Origin of the sequence: Levilactobacillus yonginensis, from assembly GCF_964065165.1 — a bacterium.
GTDB classification, from domain to species: Bacteria; Bacillota; Bacilli; order Lactobacillales; family Lactobacillaceae; genus Levilactobacillus; species Levilactobacillus yonginensis_A.
Map to the genome: position 1 here is coordinate 1,081,032 of NZ_OZ061549.1, position 21,121 is coordinate 1,102,152.

The 21,121-nt window shown below is 48.5% G+C and carries 10 protein-coding genes, 6 tRNA genes and 3 rRNA genes; all 19 read right to left on the reverse strand.

Annotation, left to right across the window (positions count from 1 at the left end; all coding sequences use genetic code 11):
* The 19 genes from nagA to ftsH all read right to left on the reverse strand — a co-directional run bounded on the left by nagA (nt 1) and on the right by ftsH (nt 21,044).
* Nucleotides 1–1,143: an N-acetylglucosamine-6-phosphate deacetylase gene (nagA, locus tag AB3Y94_RS05345; protein WP_367295334.1), complete on the reverse strand. Its 1,143-nt coding sequence runs from the start codon at nt 1,141–1,143 to the stop codon at nt 1–3.
* A 116-nt stretch (nt 1,144–1,259) separates the two neighbouring features.
* Complete coding sequence (gene proC / locus AB3Y94_RS05350; protein WP_367295335.1) at nt 1,260–2,063, reverse strand: pyrroline-5-carboxylate reductase; 804 nt, start codon at nt 2,061–2,063, stop codon at nt 1,260–1,262.
* Nucleotides 2,064–2,065: 2 nt separating this feature from the next.
* The gene (locus AB3Y94_RS05355; RefSeq protein ID WP_367295336.1) at nt 2,066–4,027 is read right to left on the reverse strand and encodes an alpha/beta fold hydrolase; all 1,962 of its coding nucleotides are present in this window, start codon (nt 4,025–4,027) and stop codon (nt 2,066–2,068) included.
* A gap of 208 nt (nt 4,028–4,235) precedes the next feature.
* The gene (locus tag AB3Y94_RS05360) at nt 4,236–7,343 is read right to left on the reverse strand and encodes a leucine-rich repeat domain-containing protein (protein ID WP_367295337.1); all 3,108 of its coding nucleotides are present in this window, start codon (nt 7,341–7,343) and stop codon (nt 4,236–4,238) included.
* 310 nt (nt 7,344–7,653) lie between these two features.
* A tRNA-Gln gene (locus tag AB3Y94_RS05365) sits at nt 7,654–7,725 on the reverse strand.
* 10 nt (nt 7,726–7,735) lie between these two features.
* Nucleotides 7,736–7,818 (reverse strand) — tRNA-Tyr (locus AB3Y94_RS05370).
* An 82-nt stretch (nt 7,819–7,900) separates the two neighbouring features.
* Nucleotides 7,901–8,701 carry a metallophosphoesterase gene (locus tag AB3Y94_RS05375; RefSeq protein WP_367296484.1) on the reverse strand — a complete coding sequence of 267 codons (801 nt, stop codon included), beginning with the start codon at nt 8,699–8,701 and terminating at the stop codon, nt 7,901–7,903.
* Nucleotides 8,702–8,787: 86 nt separating this feature from the next.
* Entirely contained in the window at nt 8,788–10,269 is a 1,482-nt protein-coding gene (locus AB3Y94_RS05380) for a peptide MFS transporter (protein WP_367295338.1), read from the reverse strand.
* Nucleotides 10,270–10,611: 342 nt separating this feature from the next.
* The gene (locus AB3Y94_RS05385; protein ID WP_367295339.1) at nt 10,612–10,929 is read right to left on the reverse strand and encodes a cellobiose PTS IIC subunit; all 318 of its coding nucleotides are present in this window, start codon (nt 10,927–10,929) and stop codon (nt 10,612–10,614) included.
* 288 nt (nt 10,930–11,217) lie between these two features.
* Nucleotides 11,218–11,290, reverse strand: a tRNA-Thr gene (locus AB3Y94_RS05390).
* Between the two features lie 28 nt (nt 11,291–11,318).
* Nucleotides 11,319–11,391: transfer RNA gene (locus AB3Y94_RS05395), tRNA-Asn, on the reverse strand.
* A 6-nt stretch (nt 11,392–11,397) separates the two neighbouring features.
* Nucleotides 11,398–11,514 (reverse strand): 5S ribosomal RNA (gene rrf, locus AB3Y94_RS05400).
* Between the two features lie 69 nt (nt 11,515–11,583).
* A 23S ribosomal RNA gene (locus AB3Y94_RS05405) occupies nt 11,584–14,502 on the reverse strand.
* A gap of 175 nt (nt 14,503–14,677) precedes the next feature.
* Nucleotides 14,678–14,750 (reverse strand) — tRNA-Ala (locus AB3Y94_RS05410).
* Between the two features lie 22 nt (nt 14,751–14,772).
* Nucleotides 14,773–14,847: transfer RNA gene (locus AB3Y94_RS05415), tRNA-Ile, on the reverse strand.
* Between the two features lie 82 nt (nt 14,848–14,929).
* Nucleotides 14,930–16,495 (reverse strand): 16S ribosomal RNA (locus AB3Y94_RS05420).
* The 16S, 23S and 5S rRNA genes sit together here with 4 tRNA genes alongside, the layout of an rRNA operon.
* Nucleotides 16,496–16,889: 394 nt before the next feature.
* Entirely contained in the window at nt 16,890–17,906 is a 1,017-nt protein-coding gene (gene dusB / locus AB3Y94_RS05425; RefSeq protein WP_367295340.1) for a tRNA dihydrouridine synthase DusB, read from the reverse strand.
* 12 nt (nt 17,907–17,918) lie between these two features.
* Nucleotides 17,919–18,806 (reverse strand): Hsp33 family molecular chaperone HslO, encoded by an 888-nt coding sequence (gene hslO / locus AB3Y94_RS05430; protein ID WP_367295341.1) that lies wholly within the window; start codon nt 18,804–18,806, stop codon nt 17,919–17,921.
* Between the two features lie 129 nt (nt 18,807–18,935).
* On the reverse strand, nt 18,936–21,044 hold the full coding sequence (gene ftsH / locus AB3Y94_RS05435; RefSeq protein ID WP_367295342.1) for an ATP-dependent zinc metalloprotease FtsH: 2,109 nt from the start codon (nt 21,042–21,044) through the stop codon (nt 18,936–18,938).
* Nucleotides 21,045–21,121 lie beyond the last annotated feature (77 nt).

Here is a 21,121-nt window from a genome sequence, read left to right on the forward strand (position 1 = left end):
TTAGTCTGTTGCGGCCTGAATATGACGACCTAAGCTATAGGTCGTTTCTACTTGCAGGTCTGAAGTTAACAAGTTTAAATCGGCATCGCGGCCCACTAAGAGCTTACCCTTTTGCGTCAGGCCAAATTCTTCCGCCTGATTAACCGAGCTCATCTGTACGGCTGCATCCACGTCACATCCGGTAAAGGCAATCACATTTCTGAATGCTTCATCGAAACGTAAGACGGAACCGGCTAAGTTACCACTCTCTAATCGTGCTTGCCGATCCTTCACAATAACCTTCTGGCCACCCAGTTCACTGACACCTTCAGGCATGCCCTTAGCACGCATCGAATCAGTCACCAACTCCAAACGGTGTTGGCCCTTTTGTTCGTACGCAAGCTTAATCATATCAGGCACGATATGGAACCCATCACAAATCAATTCGCAGTACAGATTGTCTTCCAACATTGCGTGACCCGTTACCCCAGGCTCCCGGTGTCGCAACCCACGTTGAGCATTATACAAATGCGTTACATGAGTGGCCCGACTGGTCAGGAGTTGTTCCCGGGTAGCGTTGGAATGGCCGACGGAAGGTACAATGTTATTTGCCAAACAGTAGGCTTCAAAATCCTGGGCCCCAGCATCTTCTGGCGCGTAGGTTATCAGCTTGACCCGACCACCGGATAATTGGTTCCAGTGGTCTAGCAGGTTGACATCTGGATCCTTAATATACTTTTCTGGCTGGGCGCCCTTAAAAATCGCCGCGATAAATGGCCCTTCCAAATGAACCCCTTGGATAATAGGGTTCCGTTCAGCAGCAATCGCGATTCCGCGCATAGCATGGTCAATGGCCTCGTTAGACTGCGTCATGGTAGTTGGAAAGATCGACGTAATTCCTTCTTGTGCCATCAGGTTAACCATCTTATCGATCTGGTCTGGTTCCCCATCCATACTATCATATCCATAGCCACCATGGCTATGCACATCGATGAATCCGGGGACAATGGTCCGGCCCGTCACAACCTGAATCTCATCAGCGGGAAGTGGCCGAAAATCTGCCACGGGGCCCACTGCTTCAATTCGTTGATCGAACCGAATATAGCCATCATTGATAACCTCGTCACCGGTATAAATCTTCGCGTGCTTTAAAACAATGCTCATGAGTCTCCTCCTCATCAAATGTCACATTTAGTCAACACTGATATTATAATCGGTATAGACCAAAAAGGCAACTGACACTCATCATAAATTCAGTTGTATCTGGTAGCCACTGATTGTTAAGCAGGACCCCCAGCATCCCGTTTGATGGTGGCATCAATCCCTTTCACAACCGCTGTCATCAGACCAGCTTCCTCCATCGCCAGTAATCCCGCGATAGTGCTACCACCTGGTGAGGCTACTTGGTCGATCAGAGCGAATGGAATCTTATCACTCTGCAAAACCATCTTAGCCGAACCTAGCGTGGCCTGGGCAGCAATTTGCGTAGCCTGGACTTTGCTCAGTCCGTGCTTGACCCCGGCCCGACTCAAACTATCGATGAAGAAATCAATGTAGGCGGGTGAACTCCCAGCCAGGGCACTGAAGACACCGAACTGATCTTCTGCTAACGTGGTTGTAGAACCGATAGTATTAAAGACTCGGAGCGCTCCAGCCAATCGATCACCGGTCAGTTGCTCATTCGCTGCAACCGCCGTCATCCCCGCACCGACCTCAACGTTGACGTTGGGTAACGTTCGTAAGATTGGTAGATCAGCGCCCACAACCTGACGCATCTCCGCCAAAGACAGACCTGCAACGATAGAAATCAGCGTTTTATCGTCCGCAACCAGCTGCGGCGCAATTTCTCGTAGAACCTCAACCGCCACGTTAGGCGTCACGGCCAGCACCACCAGATCACTATCTCGCGCCACAGCAACGTTGCTATCAGTCGCAACTAGCCCATGTTTTTGCGCATACGGCCCGTAGCTTTCTTGCCGGTGGCTATGCACCAAAATGTCCGCTGGCGCAAATGTCTGCGCGTTTAATAAGCCACCAATAATGGCCTTGGCCATGCCGCCGACACCAATAAATCCAATTTTCATCGTTAACTTTCCTCCTCGTGTAGTAAGTGGTCCTGGAACCACTGCTGAATCCGTTTCAATCGGTCGACCCGCAAATTAGGCAACCCCGACCGGGACAATTCATGAGTCGATTCAGGATAGAGAACTAATTGGGTCTCCACCCCGGCCTCCTTGAGACCCACGTAAAACTCCTTACCCTGCGTTGCCGGACAACGTAGGTCATCTGTTCCGTGAAGCACCAACAGAGGCGTAGTGGCCTGTTTAACGTAAGCCAACGGGGAAAAACGCCAGAGAGCTGAAATATCTGACATATCCTGTTGTAGCTCCCAAGGCGTAAAGTAGTAGCCAATATCGCTGGTCCCGTAAAAACTGATCCAATTTGAAATTGACCGCTGCGTTACCGCCGCAGCAAACCGACTGCTATGTGTTTCAATCCAGTTCGTCATGAACCCGCCGTACGAGCCGCCGGTCACACAAAGCTGTCGCTCATCAATGGTCGAATCCAATGCCAGCGCCGCATCGACGCCCAGCATAAGGTCTTCAAAGTCCCCCTCACCGTAATGACCGATGACGGCCGTCTCAAAGTCCTGCCCGTAGCTGTTACCGCCTCGCGGATTGATGGTAATGACGCCATATCCTTGGCCGGCTAAATACTGCAGCTCGTGGTAGAAACCGTAGCCGAAGTCCACCTGCGGCCCACCGTGGACGTAGAGTACCGCTGGATGTGTTGGTGTTTCCTGAACTGGTGGAAAATACCACCCTTCGATTGGCCAATCCTCGGCACCAGCAAACGTGAAACGTTGTCCGTCAACCAACGCGTGTTTCGCCTCGTAAGTTGCGTTCGGATTGATTAGCTGTCGTTCAACACCTGTTGCTGCGTTCAACACCCCTAACCGACTCACATGGGTCATGGTCGTTTCGGTAAAGACAATCGTCTGGGCATCCACAACGCTAAAGTCCGTAATCGCCCGGTCGCCGCCCAACAATACTCGCGTGGATGCTGGATCCTGGTCTGATTGAACAACCAGTTGAACGCGGCCGTGCACATTCTCCAGAGTCAGTATCCGAGTTGGTGTTAACCACGCCACAAATTGGTTACTTAGCCGCTGTTGGCTATCAATTGCCAGCATGTTGCCAACTTCAACGTCTCGGGGCGTCGTCACATCAGTTAGTGCCGTCCCATCTAGCTTGACTGTCCAGACGTGACATTGGGACACGTTGGGTACGTGGTTATCCTGGCCCCACATCACGACGCGGTCGCCTGCAGCCGTCAGTTGTCCCTGACCAAAACTGCCCGCAGCCAGTTCCTGATTGAGCAGAACATCACCCGAGCCAGAAAATGGATGCCAATAGACGCCAGTACTAAAGTCATGTTCATCCAACGGTAATCGTTTTGTATCGTAAACCAGGCCCTGATCACTGGCTGCCGTCACGTTAAATGTTGCTGACCGTTCTAAGACTACTGATTGGTCACGATTAGCACAATTATAACGGATACACTGATACGTTAAACCTTGCGGTAATAAGCCACGACCATTTTCTTGATAACGTAAGAGGTCAACCACGTGGGCTTCTGGCCAGGTCGGCTGCTCGGTGGCACCAGTGGTCGTTTGAAAATACAACACATCTGCGTGGGCTTCCCACACCGGTTGCTGAACGTCAACATCCCCTCGCGTGACCTGTTCGGGGGCACCACCATCTAACGGTACCATGAAGAGCTGGGTATGTTCCCCCACTTTTCCAGTGAACGCCAAGTAGCGGTGACTGGGACTCAACGCCAGTTGCACGACCTGCACATCGACCGGACTCCAACGACGACGGTCACTCCCATCATTCAGGTCAACACTAAACACCGCTGCCCTGGACTTATTTTGTAGCTGGTCTAGTTGACTTTCAACAAAGTAGACTCGTTGCCCATCACTCACCAGCTGAGCCAGCGGGCGCAAGGCAAACAGGTCCTCTGGTTGCACGGCTAACGCCATCATAAGACCCCACTTTCCTCATTTTAAAGTACAAATGGTCTGGAGCAATTATTAATTTGACTTTAGCGAAGTTCCCGGTGATTGTCAATTCTTTAGAGTGAGGTACCTTGGGGGTAACCCGTCCTCAAAAATTTGACAATAAAAAAGGAACTGGAGAGTTCTCCAATCCCTTTATCAAACAAATTCATTCTTCTGTAGTAACCGCCAATGATTACGACTCGTGCTTCCGTTTAGCTAAACCCAGCCAGCCTAAGATGCTAAGCAACGTGACACCTAACGCTTGCCACCAGCCAATTTGCTCACTGGTCTGCGGTAACGTGACCTGTTTGCTAGTACTTGCCGCCTGCCGAGTGGAAGACACGGTCGTCGAAACGGTTCCCGTAGGCACCGATGCCACCATTGGCTTGACCGCTGCAACACCATTTTTTGGGTAGCGCCCAGTCGGCTTGACACTTGCTCGCCATTGCTGTGGTACCCGTTGCCCCAACCATTCAGTATCAATTGGCCGTCCCTTTTGATGATGCTGCCAGTCAGGAACGTAGAGCACTGGCGTAATCTTAGCAGCCTTGTGGTCGTCGATCACGATGGGTACCTGAACGGTTGGTTCATCAGTTATGTCACCCGCATTTGGTGTCCCGCTTGGGTCTACCGGTGTCGTGCCAGTATCTCCAGTCTGATCACCATCAATCGGTGTCGTTGGGGTCCCGGAATGATCCCCAGTATGACCAGTATCCCCACCAGGTGGTGTGGTTGGCTCGCCCTTAGTATCATCCTTCGACGTGTAGATGACACCTTCATTCGGCGTAATGGTCCCATCCGGATTGACCGTTGCCTCAATTGTCGACTTGTTGACCGTCCACCCGTCAATCACAGGTACCGTGACCTGGACGATTTTACCCACGAAGCCAGCAGCCTTAACCTTATCGGCGTGAATCTCGACCAACCACTCACCCATGCCTTCATCCTTCAAATTACTTGGAATATCAACATCAGCAATAACGTAACGGTTTAAAACCAAAGTCAGATTCTTCACACCGTACCGGCCGGTATCAGTACTATCGGTACTTAGACTGACGGTAAACGTGCCATCAATGAACCCAGCGGGCAAGGTCAGCGTATCCGTCGCCGCATCGTAGTTCAGCATCTGTTGCGTATCAGTGTCCGTAAAATTTAACCCAGCCAAGTCGAGATTGCTCAGGCCTAACCGTTTCATAATCGCTTCACGAACATGATAGACCGCTGTATTGGTTTGACCGTTGTTGGTCACCAGTGCGTACACCTTAACATCATCTAGGTCTCGTTGCCCGGCAAACGCGTAGTCTCCAATCGTATTGATCTTACCACTAGCATTGATTTCCTTGAGATTATTATAAGCAAACGAGTAATCCGCCAGACTGTTGACCGCGTCACCCAAGTCCAGCTTCGTTAGGTCGTTGTACGCAAAAGCATATTCCCCGACATCATGGAGCGTATCCGCCAACGTCAACGTTCCCTGCAACTGGTTGTTAGCAAACGCCTGATCATTGATTGTATCCAAACTGGCCCCGCCGGTTAAACCGGTCAATTGATTGTTGGCAAAGGCCGATTTCCCAATGCTCTTCAAAACATTGGAAAGGTTCAAGACACCACTTAACTCATTATTTACGAACGCATTGACTTCAATGGTCATCAGACCCGCCCCACCCAAGATTTGAGTCAAGTGGTTGTTGGCAAAGGCTGATTCCCCAATACTCGTCAACTGGTCCGAAAGGGTAAACGACCCGGTCAGATTGTTGTCCAAAAAAGCTTCCTTTTCAATCGTTCGTAGACTAACGCCACCCGTTAAACCAGTCAACTGATTGTTGGCGAACGCCTGCGTCCCAATATTTAAAATATTGGCCGGTAGATTGAGTGTACCTTTCAGTTGATTATCGGCAAAAGTTTTGCTGCCAATCCCGGTCAACTGATCATTCAAGGTGACCTCCGTTAATCGGTTGTCCCAAAAGGCTTCATCGCCGAGGTTAATCAGCTTGCTTGGTAAGGTAAGTGACTTTTCGATAAGGTTATGGGCAAACGCTGCCGTCCCAATTGAGGTCAGGTTATCGTTTAGCTGAACATCCGTCAACTGGTTATTGGTAAACGCCTGGTCACCAACGCTGGTGATGGTCGCTGGCAAGACCAACGTTCCTGTCAATTGGTTATTGGCGAAAACGCCGGTGTTCAGCATCGTTAAGCCGCTATCCAAGGTAACGCCCGTCAGCTGATTATTTTCAAAGGCCTGGACACCTAACAGCGTCAACGCATCTGGTAGCACCAGTTGTCCTTGAATTTGATTATTCTGAAAGGCACCACTACCGATTGAGACGACCTTCTGATTGAGAGCCAACTTCGTAATGGCATTGTTCTGAAAAGCATAATCCGCGATTCCCGTTACATTTTCGGGAATCGTCAAACTTGTAATGGCGTTATCGCTAAAAGCGTACGCATTGATGGCGCTCACTTGATTTAGATCAACTGTTGTCAGTTGATTATGAGCAAACGCACTTTCACCAACCGACCAAACACCATCTGGTAGTTTAATTGATTTCAACAGATTATTTTCAAAGGCGCCGGCTTCAATCCATTGCAGATTTTTGCCGAACGTTACAGCAGTCAGTCCCGCTCCGTTGAAAGCGTTAGTCCCAACTACCGTCACGGGCTTCCCTTGATAAAAGTCTGGAATCACTAAGCTGGCAGCGGTAGAGGCCGCCGCAGTCGCTGCGTCCTTATACCCCGTCAAAATGTACCCCGAACCAGCGTCGTTTAACTGATAAGCTAATTCAGATTGTGTCGTTGGTGTCGTTGGCGTGACTGCTGGTGCGGCTGTAACTGCCGTATCCAAGGGTGCTTCCTTAGTTGCTTCGGGAGCCGCCATCCGTGACCGGAAGTTCGAAGACGGTAACTTGCCAGACTGGTTTTCTGGTTGCACCGGATTAGTAGGCTGGTCCGTTTCTTTAGAAAGGTCTGAGCCTTTAGACAGACTCGAATCCTTATCTGGGACCTCGCCATTAACTGGCTGGTCCGTGTTATTCTCACCACTCTGTTGATTACCGGCTCCCGCCTGCTTATTTTCTGAAGAGCTAGCTGGCGTCGCTGGGGTGGCACTTGCTGCTTGATTGGCTGATGTAACTTGGGTTTGTGGCGTCGACTCTGAATCACCAGGTGCAGCGCTGTTAGCACTGGCAACAATTCCTGTCAGCATCATACCGGCACTTAGACCCACCATGGTTGCGCCGGCATATAACCATTTGCAACTTGAATAGCTGAAATGTTTTGTTGACCGCCATTTTTGTTCGTACATGTCTTTGCCACCTCTTCACAATAAACTCATTTTCTCATAACTTAATTTATCCCGTACTAACCACATATACATGTTAACACCTTGGGCCAGAAGCTCAATTGACCATGGGGGTAACGATTATGGCTATAATTAGCTAGTGCCCTTTTGCATCTAGACACGGCTGGAGACAGAAGAACGCTTACTGCAAGCCTGACACCTACAGTTAGAGGTCGAGTACTTACTTTTAGGGACAAAGATCCCCAATTGTCACAAAAAAAGTTTTTTTAATTTAGACACAAAAAAACCAGCCACACACAGTGACTGGTCTAAGTTGGGCTAGCTGGGTTCGAACCAGCGCATCACGGGATCAAAACCCGTTGCCTTACCACTTGGCTATAGCCCAATAATAAAAATGGTGGGGAGTGGATTCGAACCACCGAACCCGAAGGAGCGGATTTACAGTCCGCCGCGTTTAGCCAGACTTCGCTACCCCACCAAAAAATGAATCGTCGTAACGAATCAACTTCACTATCATACAAAATTCTGGATAAACCGTCAAGACTTTTCTGCATATTTTTTCATTTTAAGTCTAAAATTCTTAATCGTTGCTGCCACTCAGTCATGTAATCTGGCTGGGACCATTCATTAAACCGCTTGTTCCGATAGCCGACCGCTTGATCGTAATAAGTTGTTCCAGCAAGATGGCGCGGAGCAAAATGCCGATGGACGTGGCCAAATTGTGTGATTGCCACGTGATACTTGGTCAATAAGTCTCCTAACCGAGGACTGCCCAACAGCGCGTTGGCCATGTTCCAGAAACGATCATCATCGGTAATTTTGATGTAGTCACGGCGCGGAACAAAATGTGTTATGAATAATACCCGTTTGCCTGCTTGCTGTGCCGCCCATAACTGCTCTTCAACCTGAGCCAACACTTCATCCATTCGTTCGGGATCCGTCATCGGTTGAGTAATGGCAGCATCGACCCAGAACGCCCGTTTCCAGGTTAAAAAGTTCCTGTCAGTCAGATTGTCGGCAAATAGATAGTCATACCAGCCGTTATTACCAATTATCCGCCAGTTTGTCCCTGGTACGTCTAAATACCCACGATGAAGGTAAGTTGGCCCCTGAGGCGATTCTAAGCCCGCATACGAGATGTCATGGACCATATCATGATTGCCTGCAACAAATTTCACACGAGCCGGTGCTAATTGTCTCTGTAAGTCCTGAGTAAACGCTAACGACCGAGAAAAATGATTGGTGATATCACCTGCAATCAGATAAACGCCAACCTGTTGCTGCTGCAGATAAACTGCCTGCTGCCGAGCCACGGTATGCGCGTCTTGATGGTTGCTGTCTAAATGCAAGTCACTGATCATTGCTACGTGAACCACGGGAACTCACCTCTTTCCATAAAAAAAGTGCTACTCCGTATAAGAGTAGCACTTTCTGCTTTAAATAATGACTATTTAATCCCAGCCATCAAATTCTTAATTGGTTTAACCAAGGCAAACATAATTAATCCGGCAACGATGGCTACAATCGCCACGCCCAAGAAGTAGTTTCCTTCATTACCTGGCGTGTAAAACTTAACGATTTGTGAGTTCACAGCTTGCCCAGCGGCATCAGCCAAGAACCACATACTCATCATTTGAGATTGGAAAGCCTTAGGTGCTAACTTGGTCGTCACGGACAACCCAATTGGTGAAATCAGCAATTCAGCAATTTCAACAACTGCCCAGCTACCAACCAACCAGAGTGGGCTGATTCGAGCACCAGTCCCGAACATCGTGACTGGAATCACCATGATTAAGTAAGATGCCCCGGCAAATAACATACCAGTTGCAAACTTAGCTGGAGAACTTGGCTGCTTCTTACCCCAACGGTTCCACAAAGCAGCAAAGAATGGCGTGTAAATCAAGATAAACAGTGGGTTTAACATCTGATACCAAGCTGGCAAGATATGAATCCCCATAAAGTGGTTATTCGTTTGGTTCGCTGCGAACAGTGCCAACACGGATGACCCCTGTTCTTCAATTGCCCAGAAAATCATCGCGGCGATAAACAGGCCCAAGTAAGCCCAAACGTGCTTCCGTTCAGTCGGTGTAACTTTTTTACTAGTTAAGAAGATGACAAAGTAAACAACTGGTGCAGCAAGCGCGATAATCGACAACAGCAGCACAAAGTTATTTAAGTTCAATGAACCCAATAAGTACATCAGAACAACGATTAAGGCAAAAGCAACTAATCCGACGGAGCCCCGAACAGTCAGCTTCTTCATATCACCTGGTTCCAATGGGTCACTTGGGTACAAGCTATCCTTACTCAGATACTTGTTACCACCAAGCCAGTATTGAACCAGTCCAAGGAACATCCCGATAGCAGCTAATGAGAACCCAAGGTGGAAGTTGTACTTCAACCCGAGCCAACCAACTAACATTGGTGCCACTAACGACCCTAAATTGATCCCGAAGACAAAGATGGTAAAACCGGCGTCTCGACGGGTATCCCCTGCATCGTACAGCCCCCCAACCATTTCAGAAACGTTTGGCTTCAACAGCCCAGTCCCTAAGACAATCAATAGGATTGAAATAAACAAGGCAATGCTCCCAGCAGGAACGGACAACGCGATGTGCCCAAACATGATGAGAACCCCACCAATGAACACAGTCCGCCGACTACCCCAAACACGATCACTAAGGTACCCACCCAACACTGAGGATAAGTAAACCATTGACCCGTAAATGGACATCACTGAAGCAGCGGTCGTCTTGTCAAAGCCTAAACCACCTTTAGTAACAGAGTAATACATGTAGTAAATAAGGATGGCACGCATCCCATAGTAACTGAACCGTTCCCACATTTCTGTGAAGAACAAGGTTGATAACCCGCGAGGTTGGCCGAAGAATGTTCGGTCCTGGCTGGTTGATTCCGGTTTGTTATTCAAAACTATAATACCTCCATAGCATCTGCAAAAATGAATAATTTTATCATCCGTAACGCCAATCCAAAATCCCTTGACGGCGGTGTCTCATAGACCTCTAATAAAACATAGTAGTAATTATACTGCATGAAGTACCGTTACGCAACGACTTTCGCAACGGTACCCCCGCTAATTAGCGGCATGGCGCGAAAAAACAATGATGAAATTATTAGCCATCTCATGCAATCCTCTTATTTTTTATTCATCCTCCTTATCACATGATTATCAATTTAGTTATGAATAAACTTCCGCAAATAAAAAACGTGCGTTGGGTTTTAACCAACACACGTTTCTTCCATATAAATGTTAAGCAGGCATTGAAGCTAGGTCTAATTGCTTGCAAGCGAATTTAACCAGGGCCTGGCCATTCAACCAACCATAGATATCATTGGGAATCAAAGCCGTCGGTACTTGAGTATGGAGTGCTGCAGTTTCAACAAAATCAGCAGCTTGTGGGGCCAGCAAAACCAAGTCCTGTTCCGCCAGCATGTCAGCTGTCAAATCATCAACAGTGCTGGCCGTGAAGGCCAAAGACAAGTGACGGGTCTCGGCAACCCGTTTAGCTTCACCTAAAAACAGTCGACTTGAATTTTCTTTACCGGATAATAATAGAACATTCTTCATAATTAGTTCTCCCCTTCACGTTCTTCTTCATGAATTAAGAATAGCACTTTACTACCTATACCACAATAGAATAATAGGAAAATCAATATTTGTTTAGTCCACCTTATTTACCGGTGCTTCAAGGATTCCGTGCTCTATACCAATTAATTCAAATTGGATATACCAATTATAAGTGCTAACGCATTTACTTTCTTCCTAACACAGCCAAGTTAGGTGTCTAAACTGAGGATCAATAGCCGAATTTTAGCCACAAAAAAATCACCAGTCCTATGACTGATGATTATCTGATGCCGGCTGAGGAATTCGAATCCCCGACCCTCGGTTTACGATACCGATGCTCTACCAACTGAGCTAAGCCGGCATAACTCTGGCTAACTGGGTTAACCCGACTCCGGCAGGCGGGCTCGAACCGTCGACAACCTGATTAACAGTCAGGTGCTCTACCAACTGAGCTATGCCGGAATAATTGCGTAGCGACGTCCTATCCTCGCAGGGGGCGATCCCCCAACTACTATCAGCGTGCTGAAGCTTAACTTCCGTGTTCGGCATGGGAACGGGTGTATCCTTCAGGCTATCGCCACTACACTATGAAAGAACTTCTTCTCTCAAAACTAGATATTATTCAATTATTTCCTTTGAGAACACCAACTCTACTTGGTTAAGTCCTCGACCGATTAGTACTGGTCCGCTCCACGCCTCACGGCGCTGCTACTTCCAGCCTATCTACCTGATCATCTCTCAGGGGTCTTACTTCCATATAGGAATGGGAAATCTCATCTTGAGGCGAGTTTCACACTTAGATGCTTTCAGCGTTTATCTCATCCATACATAGCTACCCAGCGATGCGCCTGGCGGCACAACTGGTACACCAGAGGTATGTCCATCCCGGTCCTCTCGTACTAAGGACAGCTCCTCTCAAATTTCCTACGCCCGCGACGGATAGGGACCGAACTGTCTCACGACGTTCTGAACCCAGCTCGCGTACCGCTTTAATGGGCGAACAGCCCAACCCTTGGGACCGACTACAGCCCCAGGATGCGATGAGCCGACATCGAGGTGCCAAACCTCCCCGTCGATGTGGACTCTTGGGGGAGATAAGCCTGTTATCCCCAGGGTAGCTTTTATCCGTTGAGCGATGGCCCTTCCATACGGTACCACCGGATCACTAAGCCCGACTTTCGTCCCTGCTCGACCTGTCTGTCTCGCAGTCAAGCTCTCTTCTGCCTTTACACTCAGCGAATGATTTCCAACCATTCTGAGAGAACCTTTGGGCGCCTCCGTTACTTTTTAGGAGGCGACCGCCCCAGTCAAACTGCCTACCTGACACTGTCTCCCACCACGATTAGTGGTGCGGGTTAGAGTGTTCACACAGCGAGGGTCGTATCCCACCAGCGCCTCACTCGAAACTAGCGTTCCGAGTTCTACGGCTCCGACCTATCCTGTACAAGCTGTGTCAACACCCAATATCAAGCTACAGTAAAGCTCCATGGGGTCTTTCCGTCCTGTCGCGGGTAACCTGCATCTTCACAGGTAATATAATTTCACCGAGTCTCTCGTTGAGACAGTGCCCAGATCGTTACGCCTTTCGTGCGGGTCGGAACTTACCCGACAAGGAATTTCGCTACCTTAGGACCGTTATAGTTACGGCCGCCGTTTACTGGGGCTTCATTTCTGGGCTTCGCCGAAGCTAACTCATCCACTTAACCTTCCAGCACCGGGCAGGCGTCAGCCCCTATACGTCATCTTACGATTTTGCAGAAACCTGTGTTTTTGATAAACAGTCGCCTGGGCCTTTTCACTGCGGCTGCACTTGCGTGCAGCACCCCTTCTCCCGAAGTTACGGGGTCATTTTGCCGAGTTCCTTAACGAGAGTTCACTCGCTCACCTTAGGATACTCTCCTCGACTACCTGTGTCGGTTTGCGGTACGGGTAATTAATCACTAACTAGAAGCTTTTCTCGGCAGTGTGACATCTGGCACTTCCCTACTAAAATTCGGTCCTCGTCACGCCTTGTCCTTAGCGATAAGCATTTGACTCATCACCAGACTTGACGCTTGAACGCACATTTCCAATCGTGCGCATACCGTAGCCTACTGCGTCCCTCCATCGTTCAAACATGATTAACTAGTACAGGAATATCAACCTGTTATCCATCGCCTACGCTTCTCAGCCTCGGCTTAGGTCCCGACTAACCCTGGGAGGACGAGCCTTCCCCAGGAAACCTTAGTCATTCGGTGGATCAGATTCTCACTGATCTTTCGCTACTCATACCGGCATTCTCACTTCTAAGCGCTCCACTAGTCCTTGCGGTCTAGCTTCGTTGCCCTTAGAACGCTCTCCTATCACGCGACCTATTGGTCGCATCCATAATTTCGGTAACATGCTTAGCCCCGGTAAATTTTCGGCGCAGGATCACTCGGCTAGTGAGCTATTACGCACTCTTTAAATGGTGGCTGCTTCTGAGCCAACATCCTAGCTGTCTGTGCAACTCCACATCCTTTTCCACTCAGCATGTATTTAGGGACCTTAATTGATGGTCTGGGCTGTTCCCCTTTCGACGGTGGATCTTATCACTCATCGTCTGACTCCCGGATATAAATCAGTGGCATTCGGAGTTTATCTGAATTCAGTAACCCATGACGGGCCCCTAGTCCAAACAGTGGCTCTACCTCCACGATTCTTAACTCCGAGGCTAACCCTAAAGCTATTTCGGAGAGAACCAGCTATCTCCAAGTTCGTTTGGAATTTCACCGCTATCCACACCTCATCCCAGCATTTTTCAACATACACGGGTTCGGTCCTCCAGTGCGCTTTACCGCACCTTCAACCTGGACATGGATAGGTCACCTGGTTTCGGGTCTACGTCAACTTACTGCAACGCCCATTTCAGACTCGCTTTCGCTACGGCTCCGATCTTTACATCTTAACCTTGCAAATTAACGTAACTCGCCGGTTCATTCTACAAAAGGCACGCTATCACCCATTAACGGGCTCTAACTAATTGTAGGCACATGGTTTCAGGAACTATTTCACTCCGCTTCCGCGGTGCTTTTCACCTTTCCCTCACGGTACTGGTTCACTATCGGTCACTAGGGAGTATTTAGCCTTGGGAGATGGTCCTCCCGGATTCCGACCACGTTTCACGTGTGTGGCCGTACTCAGGATCCTGAACTGAGGGTCAACGATTTCATCTACGGGGGTATCACCCTCTATGCCGTGCCTTCCCAGACACTTCGATTATCATTGACTTTGGTAACTCAAATGTTCAGTCCTACAACCCCAACGAGCAAGCTCGTTGGTTTGGGCTGTTCCCCGTTCGCTCGCCGCTACTTAGGGAATCGATTTTTCTTTCTCTTCCTGTGGGTACTTAGATGTTTCAGTTCCCCACGTCTGCCTCAACTTAAGTATGTATTCCCTAAGTTGTAATAGTTGGTTAAAACTACTGGGTTTCCCCATTCGGAAATCTCCGGATCAAAGCTTACGTACAGCTCCCCGAAGCATATCGGTGTTAGTCCCGTCCTTCATCGGCTCCTAGTACCAAGGCATCCACCATGCGCCCTTCATAACTTAACCTAACGATTACTTCGTAATCGCTGATTAATTGAGTATTAGCGATATAAACTAATTAAAAGAACTCAAAATTACGCGGTGTTCTCGGTTTAATTATCTTTAATAAAAATAATTAATAAGAAAATAATTGATAATATCTAGTTTTCAAAGAACAAATTCCTTGATGCTTACGCATCAATGGAGAATAGCGGGATCGAACCGCTGACCCCCTGCTTGCAAAGCAGGTGCTCTCCCATCTGAGCTAATTCCCCAAAATGATGACCTCACGGTCAATGGGCATAAATGGACTCGAACCATCGACCTCACGCTTATCAGGCGTGCGCTCTAAACCAGCTGAGCTATACGCCCAAAATCATTTAGTTGAGAGGTAGGCCTCTCAAAACTGAACATTGTTTCGCCAAAGTATGTGTAGCCTCCGTATATTCCTTAGAAAGGAGGTGATCCAGCCGCAGGTTCTCCTACGGCTACCTTGTTACGACTTCACCCTAATCATCTGTCCCACCTTAGACGGCTGACTCCCGAAGGTTATCTCACCGGCTTTGGGTGTTACAAACTCTCATGGTGTGACGGGCGGTGTGTACAAGGCCCGGGAACGTATTCACCGCGGCATGCTGATCCGCGATTACTAGCGATTCCAACTTCATGTAGGCGAGTTGCAGCCTACAATCCGAACTGAGAACGGCTTTAAGAGATTAGCTTAGCCTCACGACTTCGCAACTCGTTGTACCGTCCATTGTAGCACGTGTGTAGCCCAGGTCATAAGGGGCATGATGATTTGACGTCATCCCCACCTTCCTCCGGTTTGTCACCGGCAGTCTCACCAGAGTGCCCAACTTAATGCTGGCAACTGATAATAAGGGTTGCGCTCGTTGCGGGACTTAACCCAACATCTCACGACACGAGCTGACGACAACCATGCACCACCTGTATCCATGTCCCCGAAGGGAACGTCTTATCTCTAAGATTTGCATAGTATGTCAAGACCTGGTAAGGTTCTTCGCGTAGCTTCGAATTAAACCACATGCTCCACCGCTTGTGCGGGCCCCCGTCAATTCCTTTGAGTTTCAACCTTGCGGTCGTACTCCCCAGGCGGAGTGCTTAATGCGTTAGCTGCGGCACTGAAGGGCGGAAACCCTCCAACACCTAGCACTCATCGTTTACGGCATGGACTACCAGGGTATCTAATCCTGTTCGCTACCCATGCTTTCGAGCCTCAGCGTCAGTTACAGACTAGACAGCCGCCTTCGCCACTGGTGTTCTTCCATATATCTACGCATTCCACCGCTACACATGGAGTTCCACTGTCCTCTTCTGCACTCAAGTCTCCCAGTTTCCGATGCACTTCTCCGGTTAAGCCGAAGGCTTTCACATCAGACTTAAAAGACCGCCTGCGCTCGCTTTACGCCCAATAAATCCGGACAACGCTTGCCACCTACGTATTACCGCGGCTGCTGGCACGTAGTTAGCCGTGGCTTTCTGGTTAAATACCGTCAACTTCTGAACAGTTACTCTCAGAAGTGTTCTTCTTTAACAACAGAGTTTTACGAGCCGAAACCCTTCTTCACTCACGCGGCATTGCTCCATCAGACTTTCGTCCATTGTGGAAGATTCCCTACTGCTGCCTCCCGTAGGAGTTTGGGCCGTGTCTCAGTCCCAATGTGGCCGATTACCCTCTCAGGTCGGCTACGTATCATTGTCTTGGTGGGCCTTTACCTCACCAACTAACTAATACGCCGCGGGATCATCCAGAAGTGATAGCCGAAACCATCTTTCAAACAAAAACCATGCGGTTTTTGTTGTTATACGGTATTAGCACCTGTTTCCAAGTGTTATCCCCTGCTTCTGGGCAGATTTCCCACGTGTTACTCACCAGTTCGCCACTCGCTTCAATGTTGAAATCAGTGCAAGCACGTCAATCAACGGAAGCTCGTTCGACTTGCATGTATTAGGCATGCCGCCAGCGTTCGTCCTGAGCCAGGATCAAACTCTCATCTTATAGATGATGTGCTTGAATAGCTCATCGATTGTTGTTACATTTTTAAAAGCGAATTGACTTCGCAAATATTGTTTGGGTTTGATACCAAGTATCAAACCGCCCTACACATATTTGGTTTGTCGAAACAATGTTCAGTTTTCAAAGGTCTACCTTGTTATCAAAGGAACAAGCGCTCCGTGACAACGTTTATAAGAATAACATATCTTATCAATTGCCGTCAAGAACTTTTTGAATTTCTTTTTTATCAGTAACACAACTCTCTGTGTCGCCGTGACAACGTTTATAACTATACCAACGATTCTACCGCTGGTCAAGGCCTTTTTGCATAAAATTTCAATTAATTGATAAATAACCAAAAAAGGTGGGAACTAAGACGCGTTCCCACCTTTAATATTCACTCATCCGTATACCTAGTAACCGGTGTCCGTTGACGCCGCGCTGCCATTTTGTCTAAAAAACCATCTAACAGTGTGACCATGACCTCTTCGTCCGTCGCATCCGTCAACGCAACCTTAGTCCTAGCTGCGTGGGGAATTCCCTTAAGATAATAGGCCACCTGATTCCGAAAGTCACGAGGCCCCTCTTCAGAACCCTTAGCTCGACACAGCCGGTGCAAATGTTCCTTAGCAATGGCAATCTTTTCTTCAGGAGTCGCCTCTGGTAACAATTCGCCCGTATCCAAATAGTGGTTAACCCGTCTCAACAGCCAAGGGTTCCCCATGACTGCACGACCAATCATAACTGCATCAGCCCCAACCTCAGTTAACATGCGTTTAGCATCCTCTGGCGTACGAACATCCCCATTACCCATAAATGGAATGGTTAAATGCTTCGCTACATCTGCCAGCACATCCCAGTCAGCCTGACCCTGATACATTTGCTTACGTGTTCGACCATGCATAGCAACTGCACTCGCCCCGGCACTCTCAGCAGCCAAGGCATTTTCCACCGCGTAAACGTGGCGATCATCCCAGCCAGTTCGCATTTTCACTGTTACTGGTTTATCAACCGCAGCGACGACCGCCGCAACCATGTCATGAACCTTATCCGGATCCAGGAGCCACTTAGCACCAGCATCCGTGTTCACGACCTTATTCACCGGACACCCCATATTAATGTCAATAATATCAGCTGGCGTCTGCTTATCCACAAATTGAGCTGCTTGTACCAAAGTTTCCTGAGTTCCCCCAAAGATTTGAATACTCATTGGGTGTTCTCGCTCATCAACCGCCATCATATGGAGGGTACGCTGATTATGGTAGTGAATCCCCTGGCCAGAAATCATTTCGCATTCAACCAAGCCAGCACCAAATTCCTTGCAAATTAGTCGAAACGCCACGTTGGTGACTCCAGCCATAGGAGCAACTACTACCCGATTAGGAATTGTAACGTCTCCAATTTTCCATGCCATCACGTTTGCCTCCTAGTCAGCCTGTGCCTTAACCAGGATATCCTTCAAGTCATCTTCGGAAAATTCATACTTTGTCCCACAAAAGTGACAAACCGCTTCGGCACCGTGATCTTCATCAATCATTTCCCGAATAGCCTTGGGCTGAATTGAAGCTAACGCCTTGGCAAACCGCTCCTTAGAGCAATCACACTTGAAGCTAACTGGCATTTTCTGTAAAATCTTGATTTTCTCATCCTTGAACAGTAATTGCAAAATGTCCTCTGGCGTCTGACCATCTAGTAACAATTCAGAAACCATAGGCACTTCCTTCAAGCGTTCCTCCAACCGCGCAATTGCCTCATCGCTTGCGCCCGGCATCACTTGAATCATGAATCCACCGGCAACCTTAACCGTATTGTTGGGTTGTACGAAAACAGACACCCCCACGGAGCTAGGAATCTGTTCAGACTTAGCCAGGTAGTAAGTAAAGTCTTCCCCTAACTCACCAGAAACCAAGGGGACCTGTCCTGTGTATGGTTGACTGAGGCCTAAATCCTTCGTCACCGTCAGCATCCCGTTTACGCCAACCGCCTTACGCACGTCAATCTTGTGCTTCTCATTCAATGCCAAGCTCGTATGCGGATATTGCAGGTAGCCCTTAACTTCACCATTGGCATTACCATCCACCACGATAGCACCCACTGGTCCATGACCGTCGACCTTCACCGTCAGCTTCTCATCACCCTTCATAAGCGACGTTGCTAACAAAGTTGTACCAATCATGGTCCGCCCTAGAGCCGCCGTTGCTGCACTCCAAGTATCATGCCGTTGCTGAGCCTCAGCTACCATGTCCGTTGCATCGACTACGTAAGCCCGAAACATCCCGTCATCAATTAAACTTTTTACTAAATAATCTGTCATTTGTGTACTGTCGTCCTTTCACATTTCATCATGCCTAACCTTACCAGAAACCCGAAAATTTGCAAAGACTAACCCCGCTGAGTCACAAAAAGGAAGTGAGGAGAATCCCCCACTTCCTTCGCATTTCGATTATTCAGAGTCGTCCGGCTTTTGATCATCCGCTGCAGAACTCGTTGCTTCACTGGCCTGACTGCTATCAGATTCAGTGGTAGCGGCAGATTCAGCTAACTTAGCTTCCGTAGAGGCCTGTCGTTCAGCTTCACGGCGTTCTAGTTCTCGCTTAGATTCTTCAAAAGTTGCGGCCTTTTCACTTGGAAATTCGCTACTGCCATCCTTCTCAGGCATTTCCCCAGTATTAAACAGACTGAGAATTTGCTTTTCGTCCAGCGTTTCGTACTTCAGCAAGGCATCCGCAATAATCTTGTGTTCTGCTTTATGTTCTTCCAAAATCTTCCGGGCAGTCGTATGGGCTTCTCCGATGATTCGGCGAACTTCACTATCAATTAAGCTAGCAGTGTGTTCAGAGTAACTAGGTTGGCCAGGGTAACCTGCACCAGCAAATGGCTGACCGCCAGCACTTTCCAATGCAACGGTACCCAACTCATCACTCATCCCATATTGGGTAACCATGGACCGGGCAATTTGCGTTGCCTGTTCAAAGTCATTGGATGCACCAGATGATTCAGAATGGAAGATTAACTCTTCAGCAGTCCGACCACCCATGAGTCCAGCGATTTGTTCCATGGCATCCTTTTTAGACATCAACATCTGATCTTCACGTGGGAGCATGATGGCATATCCACCCGCACGCCCACGAGGAACGATAGTAACCTTGTGGACCACACGCGCGTCATTTAACACTAAGCCGACAATTGTATGTCCAGCTTCATGATAAGCAACCGTCTTGCGTTCCTCAGGGCTGATGACCCGATCCTTTTTAGCAGGTCCAGCGATAACCCGGTCTTCCGCTTCATCTAAGTCAGAAGCGTCAATCTGGGTCTTATTCCGCCGAGCTGCCAATAAGGCCGCTTCGTTTAAGAGGTTTTCCAAGTCGGCACCCACGAACCCTGGCGTCTGCTTAGAAATTTCCTTCAAGTCGACGTCGTTGGCTAAAGGCTTGTTCTTAGAATGAACCTTCAGGATAGCTTCCCGACCTTTAACATCTGGTCGACCAACTAAAATCTTCCGGTCAAATCGTCCCGGCCGTAGCAAAGCTGGGTCTAAGACATCAGAACGGTTAGTAGCAGCCATCACAATGACACCTTCACTACCAGTAAACCCATCCATTTCAACCAACAATTGGTTCAAGGTTTGTTCACGTTCATCGTGACCACCGCCCATGCCGGCACCCCGTTGACGACCAACCGCATCAATTTCATCAATAAAGATGATAGAAGGTGCGGCCTTCTTGGCCTGTTCAAACAGATCCCGGACACGGCTAGCCCCGACACCAACGAACATTTCCACGAAATCTGAACCAGAAATCGAGAAGAATGGTACCGCCGCTTCACCAGCAACGGCCTTCGCCAGCAACGTTTTACCAGTACCAGGAGGACCCTCCAATAAGACACCAGATGGTATCCGGGCACCTAATGAAACGAACTTACGCGGATTCTTCAAGAACTCGACAACTTCGACCAGCTCTTGCTTTTCCTCCTCCTCACCAGCAACGTCGGCAAAGCGAACCTTGTTCTCCTTGCTGTCGGCTGGTTTGGCCTTACTCTTCCCAAAGTTCATGACCCGACCATTGCCGCCGCCTTGGCCGGCTTGACCCATCATCATGTAGAAGAAGAAGAAGAAAATAACCAGTGGCGCTACGTAGACTAACAAGTTAATCCAAAAGCCACTTGACTCTTCTGCTTTGGTGTTGACCTTTACATTATGGTTCTTGGCGATCTTATCAATCTCGGAAACCGTCGAGTTGTTCGTTAAGACCTGGGTCGTAAACCCGGTCACCGCGGTACTCTGTGAGCCCCCAAGACTAAAGCCGGTATTAGTAGAACGCTTTTGGGCGTTCCGATATTCACCAGTAATCTTGTAAACTCCCCCGGAAGGTTGAATAGAGAACTTCTTGATCTTGTTCGTACTCAGGTCCTTCTCGAACTGACTCGATTGGATTTCTTGGGATTGTGAGCTGCTGTTATTACCATTAAACAGGTAAACAACACCAATGACCAACAAGAAGATCACAATGTAAAATAGACTATTCCGAAACAGCCCATTTCGTCGATTATTCATGTCGTGCCTCCTTACTCACAGTTCCCAGCATTTAAATTAGGAACAAAATTTAGGGCTTGTGCCCTTTGACTAAATAA